General features: G+C 73.6%; 16 protein-coding genes. 7 read left to right on the top strand and 9 right to left on the bottom strand.

Annotated features, from left to right (window positions below; translation table 11 throughout):
* Positions 1-22 precede the first annotated feature (22 nt).
* Entirely contained in the window at positions 23-3,061 is a 3,039-nt protein-coding gene (locus tag ACZ6S8_RS14380) for a beta-N-acetylglucosaminidase domain-containing protein (RefSeq protein ID WP_469455533.1), read from the bottom strand.
* 226 nt (positions 3,062-3,287) lie between these two features.
* Between ACZ6S8_RS14380 and ACZ6S8_RS14375 the strand changes: the two genes are divergently transcribed.
* Entirely contained in the window at positions 3,288-5,390 is a 2,103-nt protein-coding gene (locus ACZ6S8_RS14375) for a 4-alpha-glucanotransferase (RefSeq protein WP_469455531.1), read from the top strand.
* Between the two features lie 20 nt (positions 5,391-5,410).
* Positions 5,411-5,650: a hypothetical protein gene (locus ACZ6S8_RS14370; RefSeq protein ID WP_469455529.1), complete on the top strand. Its 240-nt coding sequence runs from the start codon at positions 5,411-5,413 to the stop codon at positions 5,648-5,650.
* 109 nt (positions 5,651-5,759) lie between these two features.
* Here the strand turns inward: ACZ6S8_RS14370 and ACZ6S8_RS14365 are convergent, their stop codons facing one another.
* Positions 5,760-6,257 (bottom strand): MarR family winged helix-turn-helix transcriptional regulator, encoded by a 498-nt coding sequence (locus tag ACZ6S8_RS14365; RefSeq protein WP_469455527.1) that lies wholly within the window; start codon positions 6,255-6,257, stop codon positions 5,760-5,762.
* Positions 6,258-6,338: 81 nt separating this feature from the next.
* On the opposite strand from ACZ6S8_RS14365, the gene ACZ6S8_RS14360 reads away from it, so the two are divergent.
* From ACZ6S8_RS14360 to ACZ6S8_RS14350, 3 genes are read left to right on the top strand one after another with little or no spacing between them, the layout of a single operon-like run.
* Entirely contained in the window at positions 6,339-7,301 is a 963-nt protein-coding gene (locus ACZ6S8_RS14360; protein ID WP_469455525.1) for an EamA family transporter, read from the top strand.
* A gap of 42 nt (positions 7,302-7,343) precedes the next feature.
* On the top strand, positions 7,344-8,297 hold the full coding sequence (locus tag ACZ6S8_RS14355; RefSeq protein ID WP_469455523.1) for a DMT family transporter: 954 nt from the start codon (positions 7,344-7,346) through the stop codon (positions 8,295-8,297).
* 10 nt (positions 8,298-8,307) lie between these two features.
* Complete coding sequence (locus ACZ6S8_RS14350) at positions 8,308-9,210, top strand: LysR family transcriptional regulator (RefSeq protein ID WP_469455521.1); 903 nt, start codon at positions 8,308-8,310, stop codon at positions 9,208-9,210.
* A 101-nt stretch (positions 9,211-9,311) separates the two neighbouring features.
* Here ACZ6S8_RS14350 and pepN (ACZ6S8_RS14345) read toward each other — a convergent pair whose 3' ends face one another.
* Together pepN (ACZ6S8_RS14345) and ACZ6S8_RS14340 are read right to left on the bottom strand one after the other, a co-directional pair.
* On the bottom strand, positions 9,312-11,888 hold the full coding sequence (gene pepN, locus ACZ6S8_RS14345) for an aminopeptidase N (protein ID WP_469455519.1): 2,577 nt from the start codon (positions 11,886-11,888) through the stop codon (positions 9,312-9,314).
* A gap of 185 nt (positions 11,889-12,073) precedes the next feature.
* A complete protein-coding gene (locus tag ACZ6S8_RS14340; protein ID WP_469455517.1) occupies positions 12,074-13,102 on the bottom strand; it encodes an aspartate-semialdehyde dehydrogenase in 1,029 nt (342 codons plus the stop codon).
* 269 nt (positions 13,103-13,371) lie between these two features.
* On the opposite strand from ACZ6S8_RS14340, the gene ACZ6S8_RS14335 reads away from it, so the two are divergent.
* Positions 13,372-14,856 (top strand): M28 family peptidase, encoded by a 1,485-nt coding sequence (locus tag ACZ6S8_RS14335; RefSeq protein WP_469455515.1) that lies wholly within the window; start codon positions 13,372-13,374, stop codon positions 14,854-14,856.
* Positions 14,857-14,964: 108 nt separating this feature from the next.
* On the opposite strand, the gene ACZ6S8_RS14330 is transcribed toward ACZ6S8_RS14335, so the two are convergent.
* The 4 genes from ACZ6S8_RS14330 to pepN (ACZ6S8_RS14315) form a co-directional block, all read right to left on the bottom strand.
* Entirely contained in the window at positions 14,965-18,288 is a 3,324-nt protein-coding gene (locus tag ACZ6S8_RS14330) for a S8 family serine peptidase (protein ID WP_469455513.1), read from the bottom strand.
* Positions 18,289-18,633: 345 nt separating this feature from the next.
* The gene (locus ACZ6S8_RS14325; protein WP_469455511.1) at positions 18,634-19,161 is read right to left on the bottom strand and encodes an ABATE domain-containing protein; all 528 of its coding nucleotides are present in this window, start codon (positions 19,159-19,161) and stop codon (positions 18,634-18,636) included.
* Between the two features lie 112 nt (positions 19,162-19,273).
* Positions 19,274-20,236, bottom strand: a complete 963-nt coding sequence (locus tag ACZ6S8_RS14320; RefSeq protein ID WP_469455509.1) for a hypothetical protein — start codon at positions 20,234-20,236, stop codon at positions 19,274-19,276.
* Between the two features lie 188 nt (positions 20,237-20,424).
* Complete coding sequence (pepN, locus tag ACZ6S8_RS14315; RefSeq protein ID WP_469455507.1) at positions 20,425-22,983, bottom strand: aminopeptidase N; 2,559 nt, start codon at positions 22,981-22,983, stop codon at positions 20,425-20,427.
* A gap of 130 nt (positions 22,984-23,113) precedes the next feature.
* On the opposite strand from pepN (ACZ6S8_RS14315), the gene ACZ6S8_RS14310 reads away from it, so the two are divergent.
* Positions 23,114-23,761, top strand: coding sequence for a mycothiol-dependent nitroreductase Rv2466c family protein (locus ACZ6S8_RS14310; protein ID WP_469455506.1), 648 nt, complete (start codon positions 23,114-23,116; stop codon positions 23,759-23,761).
* 159 nt (positions 23,762-23,920) lie between these two features.
* Here ACZ6S8_RS14310 and ACZ6S8_RS14305 read toward each other — a convergent pair whose 3' ends face one another.
* Positions 23,921-24,580 carry a superoxide dismutase gene (locus ACZ6S8_RS14305; RefSeq protein WP_469455504.1) on the bottom strand — a complete coding sequence of 220 codons (660 nt, stop codon included), beginning with the start codon at positions 24,578-24,580 and terminating at the stop codon, positions 23,921-23,923.
* Positions 24,581-24,671: the final 91 nt, after the last annotated feature.

Genomic DNA, 24,671 nt, shown 5'->3' with positions numbered 1-24,671 from the left:
CGGGCGCGGAGGGCCGCGCCGCTCAGGGCTGGACCGCGTAGGCCTCCGCCGACCAGAGGCTGCACCCGAACCGCGTCGCCCGGGTGTCGCACGTGACGCGCAGGAAGCGGGTGCCCGGCGCGTCCACGCGCAGGGTCTCCGCCCCGCCGCGCGAGTCCGCCACGGCCGCGGCCGGCCGCCAGGTGACGCCGTCCGCGGAGGTCTCGACGCGGTAGGACGCGGGATGGGCCTCCTGCCAGTGCAGCTCCACCCGGCCCACCCGGGCCGGGGCCGCCAGCTCCGCCCGCCACCACGCGCCGTCGGCCGCCGGCGAGGACCAGCGGGTGGCGGGGGAGCCGTCCACGGCCGCCGCGGCCGGGAAGTCCGGGGTCTCGTCGGCCGAGGAGACCGCCCGCGCACCGCGCAGCAGGTCCGGTCCGCCGGTCCGGGCCACGGCCCGGACGGTCAGGGTGCGGGTCTCCCCGCCGAAGGTCACCGGGACCAGGTGGCTGCCGGGCGGGGTCCCGGGCGCCACCGAGACCTCCAGCGGGATCGACACCCGGCCGCCGCGCGGGGCCACCGCGCCCTGCGGGAGGCGCACCCCGATGCCCTCCGGGGGCCGCGCCGCGAGCGGGCCCCGGACCTCGCCGGGTCCCAGCGCCGACAGCTCCGCCGTGACCCGCTGCGGGGCGCCGCCGATCTCCGCGTCCACCACCGCCCCGCCGCCGAGCTCGAAGCGGGCCTGCGGGCCGTCCCCGAACCACGGGACCACCCGGTGCACCGCCGGGGCCGGCCCGGCCCAGGAGAGGCGTACGGCGTCGGCCCGCAGGCCCGCCGTGTCCACCTGGGTCCAGCCCGAAGCCGCGGCGTCGCCGACCTTGCGCCAGCCCTCGCCCGGTACGTGGGCCTCCACCGCCGCGCCCCGCAGGCCCGCCGGGAGCGGGTCCGTCATCACCGTCACGGCCGCGACCGGGCGCGCCCCGTCCAGCCGCACCGTCCAGCTGTCCGCGTCCTTCGTGACGGCGCCCGTCGGGCGGGCCGCGCCCGTCCAGGCGTCCGCCTCGGCCGCCGCCTGCGCCAGGAACGGGTCCAGTACGGCCCCGTCCACCCGGGCCGGGCCCGGCCGTTCCAGGCCCGCGCGGGCGTCCGCCAGGGCCCGGGAGGCCTGCCAGGCGGCGGCCCCGTCACCGCGGGCCTGCGCCTGCAGCACGTCCACCGCCAGCTCGCCGGCCGTTCCGTAGCGCGCCAGCCGGTCCAGCCAGGGTCCCGCCTCGCCCGCCAGGGCCGGGAGCCGGGCCGGGGCCTCGCGCAACACCGTGAAGGCACGGCGCAGCTCCGCCCCGGCTGCCGGGTCGCCCGCGGCGCGGGCCGCCCAGAACCGCTCCACCAGCGGCCTGAGGTACGCCGACCCCTCCTGCCCCAGGCCCGAGGACGCGGTGTTCCCGGCCAGCGCGGCCACCGCCTCGCGGCTGCGCGGATCGGGACCCGCCAGCTCGCGGACCGCGGCCGCCCAGGACTCCGCGGCCCGGTAGCCGCGCGGGTTCCACGCGAAGTCCGCCGCCGTGAAGAGCGGGATGCGCGACAGGGCGCCCTGCGGCATGGCGTTGGCCAGCAGTGCGGCCGACCCGCCCGCCACCACCGGCTCGCGGCCCGCGTAGGGGCCGAGGAAGACCCGGGCCGGATCCCAGTCGTTCACCGGGTAGTTGTCCATGGTGACCAGCGGGTGGCCGAGCGCCGAGCGGGCCCCGGCCAGGTCCCGGCCCGTGATCGTGCGGGGCACCACGCCCACGCCCGTCCAGGCCACCTCCACCCGCCGGTCGAGGGCCCCCGCCAGCGCCGTGCGGTAGGCGGTGGCGCCCGCCTGGTAGTACTCGGTGGGCAGCAGGGACAGCGGCGCCGAGCCCGGGTGCCGCGCCGCCAGGTGCTCCGCCAGGCCGTTGGCGACCTCCGCGTGCGCCCGCGCGGCCGCCGCGGGGCCCTTCCCGTACCGCTCGCGGTCCGCCGCGCAGCCCCACTCGGTGTAGCTGACGTCCTGGAACTGCACCTGGAACGCCCGGAAGCCCAGCTCCCACATCGCGTCCGCCTTGCGCGCGAGCGCCGCCCGGTCGGCCGCCGACGAGAGGCACATCGACTGGCCGGGGGTGACCGCCCAGCCCAGTACGACGTGCTGCGCGCGGGCCCGTTCGGCCAGGGCGCGGAACTCCTCCCGCTGCTCGTGCGGGTACTCCTCGCGCCAGTCCGTCGTGCGGTGGGCGTCGTCGCCTGGGGCGATCAGCAGCCGGTTCTGCTTGGTGCGGCCCATGAAGTCCACCTGGGAGAGCCGCTGTTCCCGCGTCCACGGCTTCCCGAAGAAGCCCTCGGTGATCCCGCGCACGGGAGCCGCCGGCCAGTCCCGGACCCGGACCCCCGGCACCGCCGGGCCGCCCGCTTCCAGCAACTGCCGCAGCGTCTGGGCCGCGTGGAACAGCCCGTCGGCGCCCACCCCGGCCAGCGCGACCGTGTCCCGGCCCCCGGACCGTCCCACGGCGAGCCGGTAGCCGCCGTCCGGCAGGTCGCCCGCCTCCGCCGCGCCCAGCTCCCGCAGCGCCTCCTCGGCACCCCGGCCCTGGAGCCGTACGACGGCGCCGTGCCCGGGCAGCGCGGCCCCCGGGGCGCGTTCGTGCAGCGTCCGTACGCCGGCCCGGCGCAGGGCGTCCCGCACGACCTGGACGGCGTACGGATCCGCGTCGGCCGGGGCCACCAGCACGGCCTCCGCGCCCAACGGCACCGCACGCGCCGGATCCGCGGTCATGGACTGCGGCCGCGGCCACACGGCGGGCCCCTCGGCGGCCGCGCGCACGGCCTCCGCGCCGGGGTCGGCGACGGTGGCGGGCGCGGCGTTGCCGGGCGCGCCGGCGGCTGCGTTGGCGGGCGCGACGGCGGCGCCCCGGCCCGCCGCGGGGGCCGGTTCGCCGGGCGGACCCGCCGGCGCGCCCGCCGCCACCAGGGCCGCGGGCGGCGCGGCCGCCCCGGCGCCGCCCAGCAGCGTCCCGATCACGGCCACCGCGGCGGCGGTCGCCCGCTTCCTGCCCCTGAGCTGCACAGAACCTCCCCGTCGCGAGACGTCCCCCGCTCGTACGAACGCGCCCGAGCCCACCACCCGTGCGGGCGCAGTGTCAATGCACGGGGGCGGTCTGACCGGGATACGCCACGAATGCGACGCCTTCGAATGGGTATGGCTGCGGTGTTCCCCGGCGATGCCCCCACCTTTCCGGCGCCTTCTGCACCACCCTTCTGACCCGCCCTCACGCACGAAGGAGTGCCCGTAGATGGACGACCTGTCCCGGCTCGCGGCCCTGCACGGCATCGCCACCACCTACCAGCCCGCCGCGGACACCACCGTCGCGGTCCCGCCGGCCACGGTGGCCGCGGTGCTCGGACTGAACGGGGTGCGCACCGACACCCCGGACGAGGTCCGGGCGGAGCTGGCGCGGGCCGAAGGGCTGCGCGCGGCGCGGCTGTTGCCGCCCGTCGTGGTCGGCTGGGCGGGGGAGCCGCCGCCGGCCGCGCTGGCCGCCCTGCCGCACGGCACCCGCATCAGCCTGGCTGCGGACCCGGAGGGCCCGGCGGACACCGCCGGGGCGAGGGACGGGGAGGGTGCCGGGGAGGGCGCCGCGCCCGTCGTCCCGGAGAGCGCGGGCGCCGCCCCGGCCGCGGTCTGGGAGACCGGGCCCGGCGGAGCGCTGCCCGGCGGACTGCCGCTGGGCGTCCACCGCATCACCGCCACCCTGCCGGACGGCCGCACCGCCGAAGCCACCCTGATCCTCGCCCCCGACCGGGCCCCGGCGCCGCCCGAGCGGACCCACGGGCTGCTCGTCCAGCTCTACTCGCTGCTCTCCGAACGGTCCTGGGGCATGGGCGACCTCGGCGACCTCGCCGCGCTGGCCCGCTGGGCCGCCGAGGTGCACGGCGCCGGCTTCGTCCAGGTCAACCCGCTGCACGCGGCCGTCCCGGGCACGCCGACCGACCCGTCCCCGTACCGCCCGTCGTCGCGCCGCTTCCCCGACCCGGTCCACCTGCGGATCGAGGACGTCCCCGAGTACGCCGACTGCCCCGACCGCGGGGAGCTCGGCGAACTCGCCGCCCGCGGCGGCGAATTGCGCCGCCAGGTGCTGGAGAAGGGCGCCCTGATCGACCGGGACGCCGTCTGGGCGCTCAAGCGCCGGGCCCTGGAGCTGCTGTACGCCGTCCCGCGCACCCCGGAACGCGCGGCCGCCTACGCCCGGTTCCGCGCCGATCAGGGGCCCGCGCTGGACCGGCACGCCGCCTGGTGCGCCTCCGCGGCCGGGGAGGAGCCCCGCGAGCGCGGGGACTTCCACCGCTGGCTGGTGTGGCTGACGGACACCCAGCTCGCCGCCGCCCAGGAGGCCGCCCGCGCGGCCGGCATGTCCGTCGGCATCGTGCACGACCTCGCGGTGGGGGTGCATCCCGACGGCTCCGACGCGCTCACGGGGCCCTTCCACGCCCGGCACGTCTCGGTGGGGGCGCCGCCGGACGCGTTCAACGCGCGCGGCCAGGACTGGGGGCTGCCGCCGTGGCGCCCGGACCGGCTGGCCGAGGCGGGGTTCGCGCCGCTGCGCAGCCTGCTCCGCGGGGTCTTCCGGTACGCGGGCGCGCTGCGCATCGACCACGTGATGGGGCTGTTCCGGCTGTGGTGGATCCCGGAGGGCACCCCGGCCGCCGAGGGCACGTACGTCACGTACGACGGCGAGGCCATGCTCGCCGTCCTGGTCCTGGAGGCCCACCGGGCCGGGGCACTGGTCATCGGCGAGGACCTCGGGACGGTGGAGCCGGGGGTCCGTCAGGCGCTGGCCCGGCGCGGGGTGCTGGGCACCTCGGTGCTCTGGTTCGAGCGGGACTGGGCGGGCACGGGCGAGCCGCTGGCCCCCGGGGCCTGGCGGGCCGACTGCCTGGCCACCGCCACCACGCACGACCTGCCGCCCTCCGCCGCGAAGCTGGCAGGGGCCCACGTGGAACTGCGCGACCGGCTGGGCCTGCTCACCCGCCCGGTGGCGCTGGAACGGGCCGAGGACGCCGCCGACACCGCCGAGTGGCTGGAGCTGCTGGACGGCCTCGGCCTGGAGACCAAGGACGAGGAGGCCGCCGTACAGGCCCTGTACGCCTTCCTGCTGCGCACCCCGGCCCGGATGGTCGGGGTCTGGCTGCCGGACGCGGTGGGGGACCGGCGGCCGCAGAACCTGCCGGGGACCTGGGACCAGTACCCCAATTGGCGGCTGCCGGTCGCCGATGCCGCCGGGCGGCCGCTGACCCTGGAGGACCTGGCCGCGTCGCCCCGGGCGAACGCCCTGCTGAGCGCGGTGCGGGAGGGCGGCGCACCCCGTACGGCACCCCCGGGCGCGCGGGCCGTTTAGGTGTTCGCTACGTTTGCACCGTGGACAAGAAGAACGCTCTGCGCGCCGGCGCCGTCACGGCCGGAACGACGCTGATGATGCTGCTGATGACGTCTCCCGCCCTCGCGCTGACCCGCGACGACGGCGACGACCCGGCCCCGAGCCTGAGCATTGCCCAGACGCTGGGCCTGTTCGTGGCCACGCCGATCATCCTGTTCCTGGTGATCGCGGGCCTCGTGATGGTCGGCGACAAGTCGCGCAAGCCGCAGAACCAGAGCTGAACCCAGGCCGCCCCCGCGGGGGCGGCGCACAGAAGACCTCCGGGGCGCCGGGGGTCCGCGGAGCCGGTGCGTCAAGCAGCCGGTGCGGACCCCCGGCGCCCCGTCGTGCTCACGCGACCCCGGCCAGCAGCTTGCGGAGCAGGCCCGTGAGCAGGTCGACCTCCTCGGGCTCCAGCCCGGTCAGGGCGTCGGCCTGCACCTCCAGCCCGGCGGACACGGCCTCGTCGATGAGGGCGAGACCCCGGTCGGTGATCGTCACCTGGAGGCCGCGGCGGTCGTGCGGATCGGGCTTGCGGCAGAGCAGCCCGGCCTTCTCCAGCTTGTCCAGGCGCCCGGTCATGCCGCCCGTGGTGAGCATCAGCGTGGCCGACAGCTGGCGCGGCGAGAGCGTGTACGGGCTCCCCGACCGGCGCAGGGTGGCGACGACGTCGAACTCGCCCCGGGAGATGCCGTAGCGGTGGTAGGCCCGCTCCGTCGCGTCGCCCATCGCCTTGGCGATCCGGTAGATGCGGCCGAAGACGGCCATGGGGGCGGTGTCCAGGTCGGGGCGCACCGCGTACCACTGGGCGGCGATCGCGTCGACGGCGTCCTTGTCGGCATCGGTCATGAGCGCAGTATCCGACGTTCCCTCGCTCGTCCGCAAGAAAGTTGCTTGACGGAAAGTAGCTTAGGAGTAAGCTACTTCCAAGTGACCTACTCGTCCGAGGAGTCGTCCCCCGTGAAGCGCTTCGCCACCGTCGCCCTGACCGCCCTGGCCCCCGTCTCCTGGGGTTCCACGTACGCCGTCGCCACCGAACTGCTGCCGCCCGACCGGCCCCTGTTCACCGGGGTGATGCGGGCCCTGCCCGCCGGGCTGCTGCTCACGGCGCTGGCCCGCACCCTGCCCACGGGGGCGTGGTGGTGGAAGTCCGCCGTGCTCGGCACGCTCAACATCGGCGCCTTCTTCCCGCTGCTGTTCCTCTCCGCGTACCGGCTCCCCGGCGGGGTCGCGGCCGTGCTCGGCGCCGCCGGACCGCTGTTCGTCGTCGGGCTCGCCGCCCTCCTGCTCGGGGAGCGGGCCGGTGTGCGCACCGTGCTCGCCGCCGTCGTCGGCGCGTTCGGCGTGAGCATGGTGGTGCTCACCGCCGAGGCCGGGCTCGACCTGGTGGGCGTGGTCGCCGGGGTGGTCTCCTCCGTCTCCATGGCCGCGGGCACCGTCATGACCAAGCGGTGGGGGCGGCCCGAGGGCGTCGGCCCGCTGGCGGTGACCGGCTGGCAGCTCACCGCCGGCGGACTCGTCATCATCCCCGTCGCCGCCCTCGTCGAAGGGGCCCCGCCCGCCCTCGACGGCGGCGCCCTCCTCGGCTACGGCTACATGATGCTGATCAACACCGGCCTCGCGTACTGGATCTGGTTCCGCGGCATCGGACGGCTCTCCGTCACCTCGGTCACCCTGCTGGGCCCCCTCTCCCCGCTCACCGCCGCCGTGATCGGGTGGGCGGCGCTCGGGCAGGCGCTGTCGCCCGTACAGCTCGTGGGCATGGCGATCGCCTTCGGCGCCACCGTCGCCGGCCAGCTCGCCGTCGCGCGGAGCGCCCGACCGTTCAGTTCTGCTGAAAAAACCGATCGAAACATTTCGATGGACCTGACGGATCAGCCGGTGCGACGGTAGTCCCACGACCTACGACACCGAACCCCGAGGGGGAGACACCCAGTGGCCGTCACGGACCGCGCCCGCACCGTCCCGCACACCGAGCAGCAGCCCCACGGCACGGGGAGGAAGGGCGCTCCCGCCGGACTCGGCGCCGGCGTCCTGCTGGCCCTGCTCGCGACGGTCGTCTGGTCCGGCAGCTTCGTCGCCACCCGGGGAATGGCGGACACCGTCCCGCCCGTCCAGGCCGTCTTCTGGCGCTGGATCATCGCGCTCATCGCCGTCGCCCCGTTCGCGGCCCGGCAGGCCTGGCACCAACGGGCCCTGATCCGCAAGCACTTCGGTTATGTCGCCCTCGCCACGCTGTTCGGCGTCACCCTCTACAACACCCTCGTGCACCAGGCCGGGCTGACCACCTCCGCCTCCAACATGGGCATGATCATGGCGGCCTCGCCCGTCATCATGGCCTGCTACGCCCGCCTCGGCGGCGAACGGCTCGGCCCCCGGCGCACCGCCGGGATGCTGGTGGCCGCCCTCGGGGTGCTGCTGCTGGTCGGGGACGGCTCCCTCGGGTTCGACTTCGGCGCCGGCGACCTGTGGATGTTCGGCGCCGCCCTGTCCTTCGCCACGTACAGCGCCCTGCTCAGGCGCAAGCCCGCCGAGCTGGGCGGACTCGCCTTCCTGATCACCACCTTCGCGCTCGGCGCGCTGATGCTGGCCCCCGCCTACGCCGTCTCGCTCACCGTCCAGGGGGGCTTCGCGCTCACCCCCGGATCGGTCGGGCCCCTGCTGTACGTCGGGGTGTTCTCCTCGGCCGTCGCCTTCTTCGCCTGGAACCGGGCGGTCGCGGCCATCGGCGCCGCCCGCGCGGGAATCGTGTACTACCTCCAGCCCGTGTGCGTGGCGGGACTCGGCCTGCTGCTGCTGGGAGAGCGGACCGGCCCGGCGCAACTGCTGTGCATGGCGCTGATCCTCGGCGGTGTGGGACTGGGGAGCGCCGCGGGTGCCCGGCGGTAGGTTCGGCCCCATGACCGAGTGGGACATCAAGAAGCTGCGGATCCTGCGGACCCTGGCCGAACAGGGGACCGTGACCGCGACGGCCGAGGCGCTGCACATGACGCCCTCGGCCGTTTCGCAGCAGCTGACGAACCTCGCCCGGCAGCTGGGGGCGACCCTGCTGGAGGCCCACGGCCGGCGGGTCCGGCTCACCGACGCGGCGCACCTCGTACTGCGGCACACGGAGGCGGTGTTCGCCCAGCTGGAGCGGGCCGAGGCGGAGCTGTCGGGGTACCTCGCCGGGGACGCGGGCGAGGTGCGGATCGGCGCCTTCTCCACGGCCGTGCCGGCGCTGGTGGTCCCGGCCGTGGCGGCGCTGCGGCGCACGCACCCCGCGATCGAGCTCCGGGTGCGGGAGGCGGAGGCCGCCGAGTCCTACGCGCTGCTGTCCGCCGGAGCGGTGGACCTGGCCCTGTCGCTGGCGGCCCACGCGCCGACCGCGCGCGACGGCCGCTTCACCCGGCTGACCCTCCTGGAGGACCCGCTCGACGTGGCGCTCCCGCCGGACCACCCGCTGGCGGACGCGGCCGACCTGCGGCTGGCGGACCTGTCCGGCGACCCGTGGATCTACGGGGGCAGCGGCCCCTGGTCGGAGATCACCCGCAACGCGTGCGAGGCGGCCGGCTTCGTCCCGGAGCAGGCGCACTCCGCGTCCGGCTGGACGGCGATCCTGGCGATGGTCGGCGCCGGCATGGGGGTGGCCCTGGTCCCCCGGATGGTGTCGGGGCGCGCGTCCGGGCCCGTGGTGCGGGTGCTCTCGCGCGAGCGGCCGGCCCGGCACGTGATCGCCGCCGTCCGGCGGGGCTCCGAATCGGCCCCCGCCCTCGCCCACGTCCTCGACGCCCTGCGCCGGGCCGCCGCCGGCCAGCCGTAACGGGGGCCAGCCGTAGGGGCCGGGCGTGAGCGCCGGCGGGCGCCGGGCGCGGCGCCGCGGCGCCGGCGGGCGGGGGAGCCCCGGCCCGCCGGCGTCAGGCGCTACACCCGGGCAGCGGCGGCGTCGGCCGCCTGGGCCCGCAGGGCCCGCTCGACACCCGCGCGCGACTCCGACACCAGGCGGCGCAGGGCCGCGTTCGGCTCGGCGGAGGCCAGCCAGGCGTCCGTCGCGTCCAGGGTCTCCTGCGTGACCTGGAGGGACGGGTACAGCCCCACCGCGACCTGCTGCGCGATCTCGTGGCTGCGGGTGTCCCAGACCTCCTTGACCGCCGCGAAGAACTTCTCCGCGTACGGCGCCAGCAGCTTGCGCTGGTCGGTCTGGACGAAGCCGCCGATCACCGCCTCCTGCACCGCGTTCGGCAGGTCGCCGGACTCCACCACCGAGGCCCACGCCGCGGCCTTGGCCTCCGCCGTCGGGCGCGCGGCCCGGGCGGTCGCCGCGTGGCGCTCGCCGGCCGCCGTCGCGTCCCGCTCCAGCTCCGCGGCGATCGCGGACTCGTCCGCGACACCGGTGACGACCAGGCGCTCCAGGAAGGCCCACCGCAGCTCGGTGTCGACGGCCAGGCCCTCGATCTCCGCCGCGCCGTCCAGCAGGGCCGACAGGTACGTCAGCTGCCCCTCGGTCCGGGCCGTGGCCGCGAAGGCCCTGGCCCACGCCAGCTGGTGGTCGCTGCCCGGCTCGGCCGCCCGCAGGTGCTCCAGGGTGGCCTCGGTCCAGGTCGCCAGGCCCTCCGCGCGCCACGCCGGGTCGGCGTACAGGTCGACGGCCAGCTTCACCTGGCGGTGCAGGGACTGGACGACGCCGATGTCCGACTCCTTGCCGATGCCCGAGAGGACCAGCGCGAGGTAGTCGCGGGTGGCGAGCTCGCCGTCGCGCGTCATGTCCCAGGCCGAGGCCCAGCACAGCGCGCGCGGCAGCGACTCGGTGAAGTCGCCGAGGTGCGCGGTGACGTTGGCGAGGGAGACCTCGTCCAGGCGGACCTTGGCGTACGACAGGTCGTCGTCGTTGAGGAGCACGACGGTGGGGCGGGCGCGGCCCACCAGCTCCGGCACCGCCGTCAGCGGACCGTCGATGTCCAGCTCGATCCGGTCGGTGCGCACGAGGCGGCCGTCCACGAGCTCGTACAGGCCGACCGCGATCCGGTGCGGACGCAGGACCGGCTCGCCCTTCGCGCCCGCGGGCAGCGCCGGGGCCTCCTGGCGCACGGCGAACGCGGTGATGACGCCCTGCTCGTCCGTCTCCACCTCGGGGCGCAGGACGTTGATGCCGGCCGTCTCCAGCCACGCCTTCGACCAGGCGGTCAGGTCGCGGCCCGAGGTCTCCTCCAGGAAGCCCAGCAGGTCGGACAGGCGCGTGTTGCCGAACGCGTGCGCCTTGAAGTAGCCCTGCACGCCCTTGAAGAAGGCGTCCATGCCGACGTAGGCCACGAGCTGCTTGAGCACCGAGGCGCCCTTGGCGTACGTGATGCCGTCGAAGTTGACGAGGACGTCGTCCAGGTCGCGGATGTCGGCCATGATCGGGTGCGTCGACGGCAGCTGGTCCTGCCGGTACGCCCAGGTCTTCATCGAGTTGGCGAACGTGGTCCACGCGTGCGGCCACTTCGAGCCCTCGGCGTAGGCCTGGCAGGCGATGGAGGTGTAGGTGGCGAACGACTCGTTCAGCCAGAGGTCGTTCCACCACTCCATCGTGACGAGGTCGCCGAACCACATGTGGGCGAGCTCGTGCAGGATCGTCTCGGCGCGCACCTCGTACGCCGCGTCCGTCACCTTCGAGCGGAAGACGTACTGGTCGCGGATGGTGACCGCGCCCGCGTTCTCCATGGCGCCCGCGTTGAACTCCGGGACGAAGAGCTGGTCGTACTTGGCGAACGGGTAGTCGTAGGCGAACTTCTCCTGGAACCAGTCGAAGCCCTGCCGGGTCACGTCGAAGATCGCGTCCGCGTCGAGGAACTCGGCGAGCGAGGGCCGGCAGTAGATGCCGAGCGGTACGGACTGGCCGTCCTTGCCCTCGTACGAGCTGTGCACCGCGTGGTACGGGCCCACGATCAGCGCGGTGATGTACGAGGAGATCCGCGGGGTCGGCTCGAAGGCCCACACGCGGTCCCTGGGCTCCGGCGTCGGGGAGTTCGAGATGACCGTCCAGCCCTCGGGGGCCGTCACGGTGAACCGGAACGTCGCCTTCAGGTCGGGCTGCTCGAAGCTGGCGAAGACCCGGCGCGCGTCCGGCACCTCGAACTGGGTGTACAGGTAGGCCTGCTGGTCGACCGGGTCGACGAAGCGGTGCAGGCCCTCACCGGTGTTGGTGTACGCGCAGTCCGCGACGACGCGCAGCTCGTTGGTCCCGGCCGCCAGGTGCTTCAGGGCGATCCGCGAGTCCCGGAAGACGGCGGCGACGTCGAGCGCGTGGCCGTTGAGGACGGCCTCGTGGACGGCCGGCGCGACCAGGTCGATGAAGGTCTCGGCGCCGGCCTCGGCGGCGTCGAAGCGCACCGTGGTCACGGACCGGAAGGTGCCGCCCTCCTGCGCACCGCCGAGATCGAGCTCGATCTCGTAGGAGTCGACGGTGAGCAGCTGGGCCCGCCGCTGGGCTTCTTCACGGGTGAGGTTCGTGCCTGGCACGCGTTCATCTCCTTCGATGGTGACGTCCCGGCCATCCTTCCACGGGACCCCCGCCCGGGGCTCCCGAGTAATCCACGGGCGAACGCGACGTCCGGTTTCCGCCGGCTTCGGACGGTCGGGACGGGGAGGACCGGCGCCGTGACCCCGACGAACCGGCCCGCCCCTTCCCGTACGCCGTCGCGGGATCAGCCGCGCAGCTCCTCGGCGACCAGCTCGGCGATCTGCACCGCGTTCAGGGCCGCGCCCTTGCGGAGGTTGTCGTTCGAGAGGAACAGCGCGAGGCCGTTCTCCGCCGTCTCGTCGAGCCGGATGCGGCCCACGTACGAGGCGTCCTTGCCGGCCGCCTGGAGCGGGGTCGGGATCTCCGAGAGCTCGACGCCCGGGGCGTCCTTCAGCAGCTCGTAGGCGCGCTCGACGCCGAGCGGGCGCTCGAAGCGGACGTTGACCTGGAGCGAGTGGCCGGAGAAGACCGGCACGCGCACACAGGTGCCGGAGACCTTGAGCTCCGGGATCTCCAGGATCTTGCGGGACTCGTTGCGGAGCTTCTGCTCCTCGTCGGTCTCGAACGAGCCGTCGTCCACGATCGAGCCCGCCAGGGGCAGCACGTTGAAGGCGATGGGCCGCTTGTAGACGCCCGGCTCGGGGAAGGCCACGGCCTCGCCGTCGTGCACCAGCGCGGTGGCCTCGCCCGCCACGGCCTTGACCTGGCCGTCGAGCTCGGCGACGCCGGCCACGCCCGAGCCGGACACGGCCTGGTAGGTGGTGGCGATCAGCGCGGTCAGACCGGCCTCGTCGTGCAGCGGGCGCAGCACCGGCATCGCGGCCATGGTGGTGCAGTTCGGGTTCGCGATGATGCCCTTGGGGCGGTTCCTGATCGCGTGCGGGTTGACCTCGGAGACGACGAGGGGCACCTCGGGGTCCCTGCGCCAGGCCGAGGAGTTGTCGATCACGACGGCGCCCTGCGAGGCGACCTTCTCGGCGAGGGCCTTGGAGGTGGCGCCGCCGGCGGAGAACAGCACGATGTCCAGGCCCGAGTAGTCGGCCGTGGACGCGTCCTCGATGGTGATCTCCCGGCCCTCCCACTCCAGGACGGACCCCGCGGAGCGGGCCGACGCGAACAGCCGCAGCTCGTCCACCGGGAACTTCCGCTCGGCGAGGATGCCGCGCATGACTCCGCCGACCTGTCCGGTGGCTCCGACGATTCCGACCCTCACGGTGACTCCTCTGGTACGTACGACGCGGGCGCGCGTGGAGCCATCATGCGTTCGACCCCACGAGCCTTGTCCAATCCATTGTCCGAGGAACGGACGGTGTCCGGAATGTGAACCCGTGTGACGTCTCCGTGGCGGCCCTGTTGCAGGCCCTCCGACCGTCCGTTTTGCCTGGTCGGAGCTGGTTAGCGTCCGATCTGCCGTGACCGTTATCCGGACACGGCAGACCGCAGACCGACACCTCCGCACCATCCGACCCGGGGAGATCCACCGTGCGCGCCATCCGCCACCGCCGCCGCTCCATACCGGCGCTCGCCGCCCTCGCGGCCGCCGCCGTCGCCGCACCCGTCCTGCTCACCGCCGCACCGGCGGCCGCCCACGGCCAGCGCGAGGGCAGGCTCGCCAGGGAACTGGTGGAGGAGGTCACCGCGCGCGGGGCCCACCGCCACCTCGCGGCGTTCCAGCGGATCGCCGACGCCAACGGCGGCAACCGCGCCGCGGGCACGCCCGGCCACGCGGCCTCCGCCGCGTACGTCCACGACGCGCTGAAGAAGGCCGGGTACGCCGTCTCCTACCAGGACTTCGACATCCACGAGGCGCACACGAAGACGGAGCGGACCACCGTCCTCGGCGCGGGCGGCCGGGAGCTGGCGACCGCCGCCTTCACCTTCACCCCGTCCACCCCGGCCGGCGGCCTGACCGCCCCGCTCGCCCTCGCCCGGGTCGACGAGACCCCGGGCTGCACCGCCGACGACTACGCGTCCGGCACCTTCACCGGGAAGATCGCCCTGGTCAAGCGCGGCTCCTGCACGTTCGTGGAGAAGCAGAAGGCGGCCGCCGAGGCCGGTGCGCTCGGCGTCGTCGTCTACAACCACAGCGGCACCACCCCGGTGCGCGGCGGGTTCTCCTCCCCGGCCGAGGGGCTGATCCCCAGCGCGGGCATCACGCTGGCCGACGGGGAGGCGCTGACCGCGGCCGCCGCCGCGGGGGAGGTGCGGGTACGCCTGGACCTGGACCAGGAGCACGTGAAGAAGACCACCCGCAACGTCGTCGCCGAGACCAGGGGCGGCCGCTCCGACCGCGTGGTGACCGTCGGCGCCCACCTGGACTCGGTCCCCGAGGGCCCGGGCATCAACGACAACGGCTCCGGCTCGGCCGGTCTGCTGGAGGTCGCGCTGAAGCTCGCGGACGAGGGTGCCAACAAGAAGGGGAAGGGCCCCGCGAACAAGGTCCGCTTCGCCTGGTGGTCGGCGGAGGAGCTGGGCCTGCTCGGCTCCGAGCACTACGTGGCGCAGCTGTCCGCGCGGCAGAAGAAGGACATCGCCCTCTACCTGAACTTCGACATGATCGCCTCGCCGAACCCGGTGCAGTTCGTCTACGACGGCGACGACTCCGACAAGACCGGCGCGGGGGCGGGGCCGGCGGGCTCCGCGCAGATCGAGGCGCTGATCAACGGCTTCCTCGACAAGAAGCGCAAGCCCCACGAGGGCAGCGACTTCGACGGCCGCTCCGACTACGGCCCGTTCATCGCGAACGGCATCCCGGCGGGCGGCACCTTCACGGGCGCCGAGGGCATCAAGACGGCCGAGCAGGCCAAGCGGTACGGCGGCACGGCCGGGGCCCCGTACGACCCGAACTACCACGGCGCGGGGGACACCCTGAAGAACGTGGACCTGAAGGCGTTCGACACCAACCTGGACGTGATCGCCCACGCGGTCGGCACCTACGCCCAGGACCTGAGCTCCCTGAGGGGCTGACCGCCCGCGGGGCACCAGGGGGGTCCGGGCGACCGGCCCCGGGGGAAACACGAGGGGGCGGCGCTCGTCGGAGCGCCGCCCCCTCGGGCCTGTCAGGTGCCTACCGGGTTACGGGAGGACCTTCTCGATCTGCACGCTGCCGGTGCCGGCGGCGGTGCCACCGGCGTTGAGCAGCTGGACCTGGCCGAAGAACTGACGGCCCTCGGGGGCCGCGCTGGAGACCAGGACGTTCGCCGAGACCTGCGCCGTGGCGCCGGTGGCGAGGTTCACCGCGGCGGCCTCGTCGACCTGGACGGAGCCCAGAGCGGCCGAGAAGAACACGTCGCGGTAGTCGTACGTGGTGGAGCCGGACGGGATCGCGTAGCCCAGCACCTCGATGGTGTAGGTGCCCGCGGCCGGGTTGACCAGGCTCACGGCCTCCTCGGAGTCGCCGTCGGCGGAGGTGCCGACCTTGACGCCGTCCTTGTACACGTCGAGGTCGAGGTCGGCGCCCGTGTCGGACGTCTTGCCGATCGCGATGTCGAGGCGGGACACGCCCGCGCCGATCGTGACCTCGGTGGTGTGCGTCTCACCGGTGGCGATGGTCGGCTTGGCGACCTTCGCGGAGCCGAGCGGGCCGCCCTTGAGCTTGCCGCCCGCGATGGCCGCGGCCTCGTTCTTGACGGTCCACTGGACCGGAGCCGGGGTGCCCAGCTTGACCTCGGGCAGGACCTTGACCGCGGGGTCGAAGGCCGCGCCGAGCACGGAGACGTCGAGCTTGTACGGGTTGTCCAGCAGCGGCGACGTACGGCGCGACTCGACCTCGATCTCCCACACGCCCGGCTGCGGGTCGGTGTAGGAACGCAGGTCGGGGCGGCAGGTGTTCGCCGGGTTGTTGTAGTTCGGGTAGCACTGGGTGGTCGCGCTGTCCTCGACGCCCAGACCGTACGGGTGGATCGAGATGAAGCGGGTCTGGCTGCCCGGCTGCAGACCGCCGAGGGCGACCTCCAGGGTCTTGGCGCCCGGCGGCACGGTGACGAAGTAGGACTTGTGGCTGTTGCGCTGCACCGAGGAGGTGTCCGACAGCTTGAACGACGGCTTCGCCAGCGGGGTCGCGGCGACGACCGTCGTCAGGATCTGCTTGTCGATGCCCTCGGTCGTCGCGTCGTCCAGCTGCAGGATGCCGCTGTGCACGCCGGCCGACGTGGCCTTGGCCTCGACCTTGATGGTGACGGGCTTGTTCAGCGGCAGCGTGACGTAGTCGTAGCCGCCGATGACCTTGAAGGTCCCGTCGTTGTTGCGCCAGGTCAGGTCGTGCCGGGTGCCGTACTTGACGCCCGTGGTGCGGGTGACGACGACGTCGTAGACCTTCTTCTGGCCGACCTTCAGGCCGCCCTCGCGGTCGTACACGCCGGTGCCGAAGCCCGGGGTCTTCAGGAACTGGTCGATCGCGGTGTCGACCGGCGCCTTGACGGTGAACTCGTTGGCCTTCGCGTCGCGCTGGATGGACTCCCACGCGCCGAGGACGTCGATCAGACCCGAGCCCTGGGCGTGCGCCGGGACGTCGGCGATCTTCTTGGCCGAGCTGGTGAGCGCGACCCGCAGGGAGGCCGGCGTCAGCTTGATGTTCTGCTGCTTCGCGGCCGAGATCAGCAGGGCGCTGGCGCCCGCAGCCTGCGGCGAGGACATCGAGGTGCCCTGGAGCATGCCGTAACCGGCCGGCAGGGTGTAGCCCGCCTCGGCGACGGGGGCACCCGGCAGCCAGGTCTGGATGGTGTTGATGGCCGCGCCGGGCGCGGTGATGGTCGGCGTGAAGCCGCCGTCCTCACGCGGACCGCGGGAGGAGAAGGGGAACATGTTGTACTTCTTGGCCACGGCGGAGCCGTAGTTGGCGGCCCAGGTGTCCTTGGAGACCGCCGCGCCCACGGAGATGACCTTGTCCGCGAGACCGGGGTCGCCGATGGTGTTGACGCCGGGACCCTCGTTGCCCGCCGAGATGACGAGCTGGACACCGTAGGTGTCGATGAGGTTCTTGTAGAGCTCCGAACGGGCGTTGTTGCCGTCGTTCAGCGCCGGGAGACCACCGATGGACATGTTGACGATGTCCACGCCGCGGTTGACGACGAGGTCGATCATGCCCTCGGTCAGCGCGATGTTGGTGCAGCCGCCGGACCAGGAGCAGGCGCGCGAGGAGACCAGCTTGGCGCCGGGCGCCTCGCCGTTCATCTTGCCGCCGAAGAGGCTGTTGGCGGCCGTGATGCCGGCGACGTGCGTGCCGTGCTCCGACTCGATGATGCCGACGTTGACGAAGTCGGCCTTCTTGCCGATCCAGTCACCGCCCAGCGGGTCCATCGGGACGTCCTTGCGGATCTCGATCACGAACGGGATCCGCTCGGCGACCTCGGTCGCCGGGTTGTCCGTGCCGAAGTAGCCGATCTGGTAGCCGTCCTTGTACGGCTTCATCGGCTCGTTGTTCGTGAAGTCGCCGTCCTGGTCGGTGTCGACGCGGACGGTGCCGGCGGTGGCGTCGTAGAGCAGGCCGAACCGGTCGGTGGTGTCCCCGTCCCGGTTGACGTCGCCCTTCATGTCGCCGTTCGCGGTGATCGACTCGGTGAAGCGGCTCCACTGGAAGGTGCCCTCGGGCGCCTTCCAGCTCTGGCCGCCCGCGGTGAACGAGCCGCCGGCGGCGGTCACCGGGGTGATCTGCGCGCGCCAGGTGCCGTCGTTGTCCGTGATCGGGTCGGTGGCCGTGACCCAGTCGACGATCTTGCGCTCGCCGGTGGTGGTCTTCTGGAGCGCCGGGTGGCCGAGGTCGACGCCGGAGTCCATGATGCCGATGGTCACGCCGCGGCCGTCGGCCTGCGGGTTCTTCTTGACGAAGTCCACCGCGCCGGTCTCGAAGGACGGGTTGTACGGGTTCTTCGCCGGGGTGTTCTTGTCCGGCGCGGGGAACGCCGCGTTCGCGCTCTTCTTGACCGTGCCGGTCTCGCGGTCCGAGTCGGGACGCGGGTCCGGGAGCTGGATCTCGTGCCGCAGGTCGATGCCGTGCACCGAGGACAGCTTGGCGGCCGCCTTCAGCGCGGCCTCCGCCTTGTCGGTGGGCAGCGTGGCGCGCACGTAGCCGAGCTTGTCGTACGTCTGGCCCACCGAGGCGCCCTGGACGCCGTCGAGCTGCTGGGCGACCTGCTTCGTCTCGCCGGGGGCGGTCGCGACCATGACGGTGACGGTCTTGTCACCCTTGGACTTGGCCTCCTGCAGCAGCTCGGCATCGGCGGAGCCGAGCTTCTGGTCGGCGGACTTGACCTGCGGAGTGGCGCGCGGGCCGTCGACGGTGCCGGCCGCGAAGGCCGGCACGGCTCCGGTCGCGCAGAGCGCGGCCACGAGGCCCGCGGCGGCGGCTATTCGGGCCGCTCGTCTGGGCCCGGATATGGAGCTGGGGGATTCGAGGGTCATCAGCATCCCTGGTATGTGAAAGATACGGTCCGGATTTCGGTGCCGGATGACCGGTCAGCCTTGCGCACGTGACAGCTCTTTGGGGAGGGATGTCATTGACCGAGACCTGCCATGGCGGACTCTCGCCACCGCGCGGTATGCGCCAGCAAGCGCGTACCGGGGCGTACCAGGGTGAAGCACCAGGGGTGCGGAGTGGATTTGTAGACTTTACGGCCGCACCTCAGTGCCGGGGCCCGCGTGCTCCCGGTTCCGGGTGTGACACATTCCGCCCGTCCAGCGCACGCGCGTGCGCGCGGAGGAAGCGAAGGAAGCGAAGGAAGCGGAGGAAGCGGAGGAACGAGGGGCTCACGCCTCCCGGTGTCCGCGGGCGGCCGCCGCGCACCGGAGCCGGGTGCCGTCGGGCGAGGTGTCGTGGAAGCGCAGCCCGCAGCCCTCGGCCGCGCAGGTGCGGATGCGGCCGGGCGCCGAGACCAGCAGCTCCAGGTAGGCGCGCACCGCCGTCCAGGCGGGCCCCCAGGCCGGATCGGCGAACTCGGCCCGCTCGCCCGGGCCTTCGGGGGTCAGGGTGATGCGGACGCGGCCGTGTTCCAGGACCGCGTCGAGCAGGGCGCGCGCGCTCGCGTCGGCCGGGTCGGCCACCGCCCGGGCCAAGGCCTCGCGGGCGGTCAGCAGGTGCACCAGGGCCGGCGCGTCGGCGCGGAAGCGGTCGGCCAGGCCGGCGCTCTCCAGCCAGACGGCGACTCCCTCGACGCGGGTCAGTCCGGCGGCTCCCGCGAAGAGGTCCAGCGGGGTGCCGTCCGCGGTCCAGCGGGTGTTCAGCAGGTCGAGGGCGACCGGCTCCCCGGTCAGGGGTCGTGGGTCCGCCGCCGCCATGTACTGCCCCTCCGTGCGCTCTCGCCAACCCCTCAAGCGTACGGGCCCGGCCGGCGCGGGCGGTCACGGCGGGGCGCCCCGAGCGCGCCCCGGCCCGTCCGCCTCCGGCGGCTCACCGGGGGAGCGCGACCAGGTACGCGGCGGGCTCGTCGTCGGCGGCCGCCGTCAGTGCGGTACGGACGACCGCGGCCTGCTGCTCGGGCCAGTCGCGGAGCTTGCGCGGGGTGACGTACAGGACGGTGATCCCGAGCCGTTCCAGGGTCTCCCGCTTGCGGACGGACTCCGACCACTGCTCGTCCTCGCCCTGGCGCGGCGCCCGGGTGTCGATCTCCAGGGCCACGCCCTGCTCGGGCCAGAAGGCGTCCACCCCGCCGAGGTGCGGGCCCCCGGGCAGCCGCAGGTCCACGTTCCAGACCGGCTCGGGGAGTTCGAAGCCCCGGACGATCCGGTACAGCCGGTCCTCGGCGATGGCGCGCCCCTCGGCGAGGAGCGACTCGACGGCGTCGACCACGTGCGGCCGGTTCAGCAGCCGGGCCACCGTCAGCTCCCGTACGACGGCGGCCGGTTCGCAGTGCCCGGCGCGGACGGCCTCGCTGAGCAGGCGGCGTACGGTGCCGGCGTCCGCGAGCTGTGCGACGGCGTCGGCCACGGCCCGCGCGACCGGGGCCACCGGGAGCCCGGTCACCTCCTGCGACCGGGGCGGGACGTGCGCCCGCACGATCCGCACGTCCCCGGTGGAGCGGAGCCGGCGGGTGCCGGGCACGAGCACGTCGATGTGGGAGAGCGCCAGCAGCGCGGGCACCGAGGAGAACCGGTACAGCGCGAGCGCCGCCAGACCGGTGATCATGGCCTCGCCGTTGCCCCGGCGCTCGGCGTACAGCAGCGCGGCGTGCAGCCGCTCCTCGCTCGTGGCCGGCCCCGGGTGGAGCAGGAAGACGCCCGGCAGGAGCTGCCGCCAGGGCCGCTCGGCGGCGTCGGAGGCGGAGACGCCGTGCTCGCGCAGCTGGGCGAGGGTCAGCACGCGGGGGCGGGTGCCGGTGAGGTGGGCGAGGGGGAGGGGCGCGTTGTGGTTCATGACGCTGAGGTTCCCTCAGGCCATGGCCTCGCTAACCCTTGTTACACGTCCGTCGACAAACCGGGACAAGGCGGGGCTAAAGTACGGGCGTTCGACTGCCGATGGGGTGCCCGCCCTGCACCGCGAACGGGCAGGTCCCGGGGCCGGGGCCCGGGGGGAGACGCCCCCGGGCCCCGGTCCGCCGCGCGTCAGGCGGAGGCGGCCGCGTCGCAGCCCTGGGCGCGCAGGGCGCGGGCCAGGTCGTCGCGGGACTCCAGGACGAGCCGCCGCAGGGCCGGCGGGGCCGACGGGTGGGCGGCCAGCCAGGCGTCCGTTGCGTCCACCGTCTCCGCGGAGTCCTGGAGCGACGGGTAGAGCCCCTTCACCACGTCCATTCCGATCTGGATCGACCGCTCGGCCCACACCCGTTCGAGGACCTCGAAGTACCGCCCGGTGTGAGCGGCCAGCAGCCCGCGCTGCGAGGGCTGTTGCATGCCCGCGATCGTCGCCTCCGCCAGCGCGTTCGACAGGCCGTCCGACTCGACGACCGCCGCCCACGCCTGGTCCTTGACCGCCTGGGACGGCCGCGCCGCCAGGCAGCGCACCTGGTGCCGCTTGCCCGACGCGGTGTCGTCCCGGGCCAGTTCGGCGGCCAGCACGCCCTCGTCCACCGCCCCGTGCGCGGCGAGCGGCAGCAGGAAGTCCCACCGCAGCTCCTGGTCCACGTCCAGGCCGTCGATCCGCGCCGATCCGTCGAGCAGCCCCAGCAGCAGCTGGAAGTCGCCCTCGGTCGCGGAGCCCGCCGCGAAGAACCGGGCCCAGGTCAGCTGGTGCTCCGACCCCGGCTCGGCCAGCCGCAGTTCGTGCAGCGCGCCGGCGGCCAGCTCCCGGCCGCCCTGCTCGCGCCACTGCGGCGCCGCGTAGTGCGTGACCGCGGTCAGAGCCTGCGCGTGCACCATCTGCAGGACGCCGACATCGCTCTCGCGGCCCGCGTGCGCCAGCACCAGCGCGACGAAGTCCCGCGCCGGCATCAGGCCGTCGCGCGTCAGGTTCCACAGCGCGGACCAGCACAGCGCCCGCGCGAGCGGGTCCGTGAGGTCGCCCAGGTGCGCGCGCAGCGTGGCCAGCGAGCCCTCGTCGAAGCGGATCTTGCAGTAGGTGAGGTCCTCGTCGTTGACCAGGACCAGGTCGGGCCGCTCGCTCCCGGCGAGCTCCGCCACCGCGGTCCGCACGCCCACCACGTCCACCCCGGCCCGCGCGTACCGCACCAGGGTGCCGTCCGGCTCCAGCCGGTACAGGCCGACCGCGACCCGGTGCGGCCGGAGCTCCCCGCCCTCCTGGAGCACCGCCAGTTCGGTCACGCGCCCGCCCGCGTCGTACGTCACCACCGGGGTCAGCGCGTTCACGCCCGCGGTCTGCAGCCAGGCCCGCGACCACTCGGCCATGTCCCGCCCGGACACCTCCGCCAGGACCGACAGCAGGTCGTCCAGGGTGGTGTTCCCGTACGCGTGGGCCCGGAAGTAGCGGCGCGCGCCCTCCAGGAAGGCGTCCCGCCCCACGTACGCGACCAGCTGCTTGAGCACCGCGGCGCCCTTGGCGTACGTGATCCCGTCGAAGTTCAGCTTCGCGTCCTCCAGGTCACGGATGTCGGCCGTGACCGGGTGCGTGGACGGCAGCTGGTCGGCCCGGTAGGCCCACGCCTTGCGGCTGTTGGCGAACGTGACCCACGCCTGGTCGAAGCGGGTGGCCTCGACCAGCCCGAAGGAGCCCATGAAGTCCGCGAAGGACTCCTTCAGCCACAGGTCGTCCCACCACTTCATGGTGACCAGGTCGCCGAACCACATGTGCGCCATCTCGTGCAGGATCGTGTTCGCACGGCGCTCGTACGCGGCCTGCGTGACCTTCCCGCGGAAGATGTATTCCTCGCGGAAGGTCACCATCCCCGGGTTCTCCATGGCGCCGAGGTTGTACTCGGGCACGAAGGCCTGGTCGTACTTCCCGAAGGGGTACGGGTAGTCGAAGATCTCGTGGAAGAGGTCGAAGCCCTGCTTCGTCACGAGGAACACGTCGTCCGCGTCGAAGTGCTTCGCCAGCCCCTTGCGGCACATCGCGCCCAGCGGGATCGTCAGGTCCCCGCGCGTGTAGGAGTCCGTGACGTAGTGGTACGGGCCCGCCACCACGCACGTGATGTACGTGGAGATCGGCGCGGTCTCGGCGAACCGCCAGACCCCGCCCTCCCGGGACTCCTCGGCGCCGTTGCTCCACACCTGCCACTGCGCCGGGGCGGTCACCTCGAAGCGGTACGGCGCCTTCAGGTCGGGCTGCTCGAAGTTCGCGTACACCCGCCGGGCGTCCGCCGGCTCGTACTGGGTGTAGAGGTAGACCTCGCCGTCCTCCGGGTCCACGAACCGGTGCAGGCCCTCCCCGGTCCGGCTGTACGCGCAGTTCGCGTCCACCACCAGGACGTTCTCGGCGGCCAGGCCGTCCAGGGCGATCCGCGACCCGTCGAAGACGGCCGAGGGGTCCAGGGCGCGCCCGTTGAGGGTCACGGAGTTCACCGAGGGGGCGATCAGGTCCGCGAAGGTCGCGGTGCCCGGGGCGGCGGACCGGAAACGGACCGTCGTCACGGAGCGGAAGGTCCTCGGACCCTCGGCGGGCTCGGCCTCCCCGACCGCCGAGCGGACGTCGAGGACCACCTCGTAGCCGTCGACGGACAGCAGCTCGGCCCGCCCCCGGGCCTCGTCGCGGGACAGATTCTCTCCGGGCACCCTGCACTCCTTCGTGCGTGATCGCGTTCTTCCCTCGAATCCTCGCACGGGGGAATGCGCCGGGCCCCGGCCTGGTTGGCGACGGAGGACGTGGTCCCCAGTGTTGCCTTTGTCTGACTTGAGGAGAGACATGACCGACACCCAGGTGCGCGAGAAGACCCCGGTCGACTTCTGGTTCGATCCGCTCTGCCCTTGGGCCTGGATGACGTCGCGCTGGATGGTCGAGGTCGAGAAGGTCCGCGACGTCGAGGTCCGCTGGCACGTGATGAGCCTGGCCGTCCTCAACGAGAACAAGCTCGACGAGCTCCCCGAGACCTACCGCGAGCTGCTCGGCCCCAAGGGCTGGGCTCCGGTGCGCGTGGTCGTGGCGGCGCAGCAGAAGCACGGCGCCGAGGTCACGGGCAAGCTCTACACCGCCCTCGGTACCAAGATCCACAACGAGGGGCAGGGCCCGACCCGCGAGGTCATCGCCGCGGCGCTGGACGAGGTCGGCCTCCCGGCCGAGCTGCTCGCCTACGCCGACTCCGACGAGTACGACGAGGTGCTGCGCACCTCGCACAACAACGGCATCGACCGGGTCGGCCAGGAGGTCGGCACCCCGGTGATCTCCGTGCCCGGCGCCGAGGGCGACGACGTCGCGTTCTTCGGTCCGGTCGTCACCCCGACCCCGCGCGGCGAGGCCGCCGCCCGCCTGTGGGACGGCACTCTGCTCGTCGCCTCCACGCCGGGCTTCTACGAGATCAAGCGCAGCCGCACCCAGGGCCCCTCCTTCGAGTAGCCCGCCCCGGCGTCCGGCCGGACGCACGATCGGTCGGCGACCCCGCCGAGCACGCAGAAGGCCCCCGCGAGTCATGTCCTCGCGGGGGCCTTCCGGTGGACACGCCCGCCGGTGAAGGGTGAGAAGACGATCACGAGGCGGACGGGCGGGTGGCGCCGATCAGGCCGTGCCGGCCGGGATCAGCAGCGGGGTGTTCGCCTTGGCGTCGGCGTAGCGCTTGGCCACGTCCTGCCAGTTGACGACGTTCCACATGGCCTCGATGAAGTCCACCTTCTGGTTCTTGTACTGAAGGTAGAAGGCGTGCTCCCAGGCGTCGAACACCAGGATCGGCACGGAGGCCTGGCCCACGTTGCCCTGGTGGTCGTAGATCTGCTCGACGATCAGGCGGCCGCTGATGGGCTCGTACGCGAGCACGCCCCAGCCGGATCCCTGCGTCGCGGAGGACGCGAAGGTCAGCTGCTTGCGGAAGGCGGCGAAGGAGCCGAAGGACTCGGTGATGGCGGCCGGCAGGTCGCCGAGGCCGTCCTTCTCGTCCGGGACGCCGCCGCCGTCGCCGGTCTTGGGGCTGGCCATGTTGTGCCAGTAGATGCTGTGCAGGATGTGGCCGGAGAGGTGGAACGCGAGGTTCTTCTCCAGGCCGTTCAGCGCGCCCCAGTTCTCCTTGTCGCGCGCCTCCTCCAGCTGTTCCAGCGTGGTGTTGGCGCCCGCGACGTAGGCCGCGTGGTGCTTGTCGTGGTGCAGTTCGATGATCTGCGGGTTGATCACCGGCTCCAGCGCCGCGTAGTCGTAAGGAAGCTCAGGAAGCGTGTAAATGGCCATGCGTGTATCCGGTCCCCTCGGCGTGCCAACTGCTTATTGCAATCAATGCGCAACTGCACGCTAGCAGTATCTATTCCGGACGACATGTAAG

The organism is Streptomyces sp. NPDC048461 (assembly GCF_055587105.1).
The sequence above is the reverse complement of the archived record's forward strand: the minus strand, read 5'-3'. Positions and strand labels throughout refer to the sequence as shown.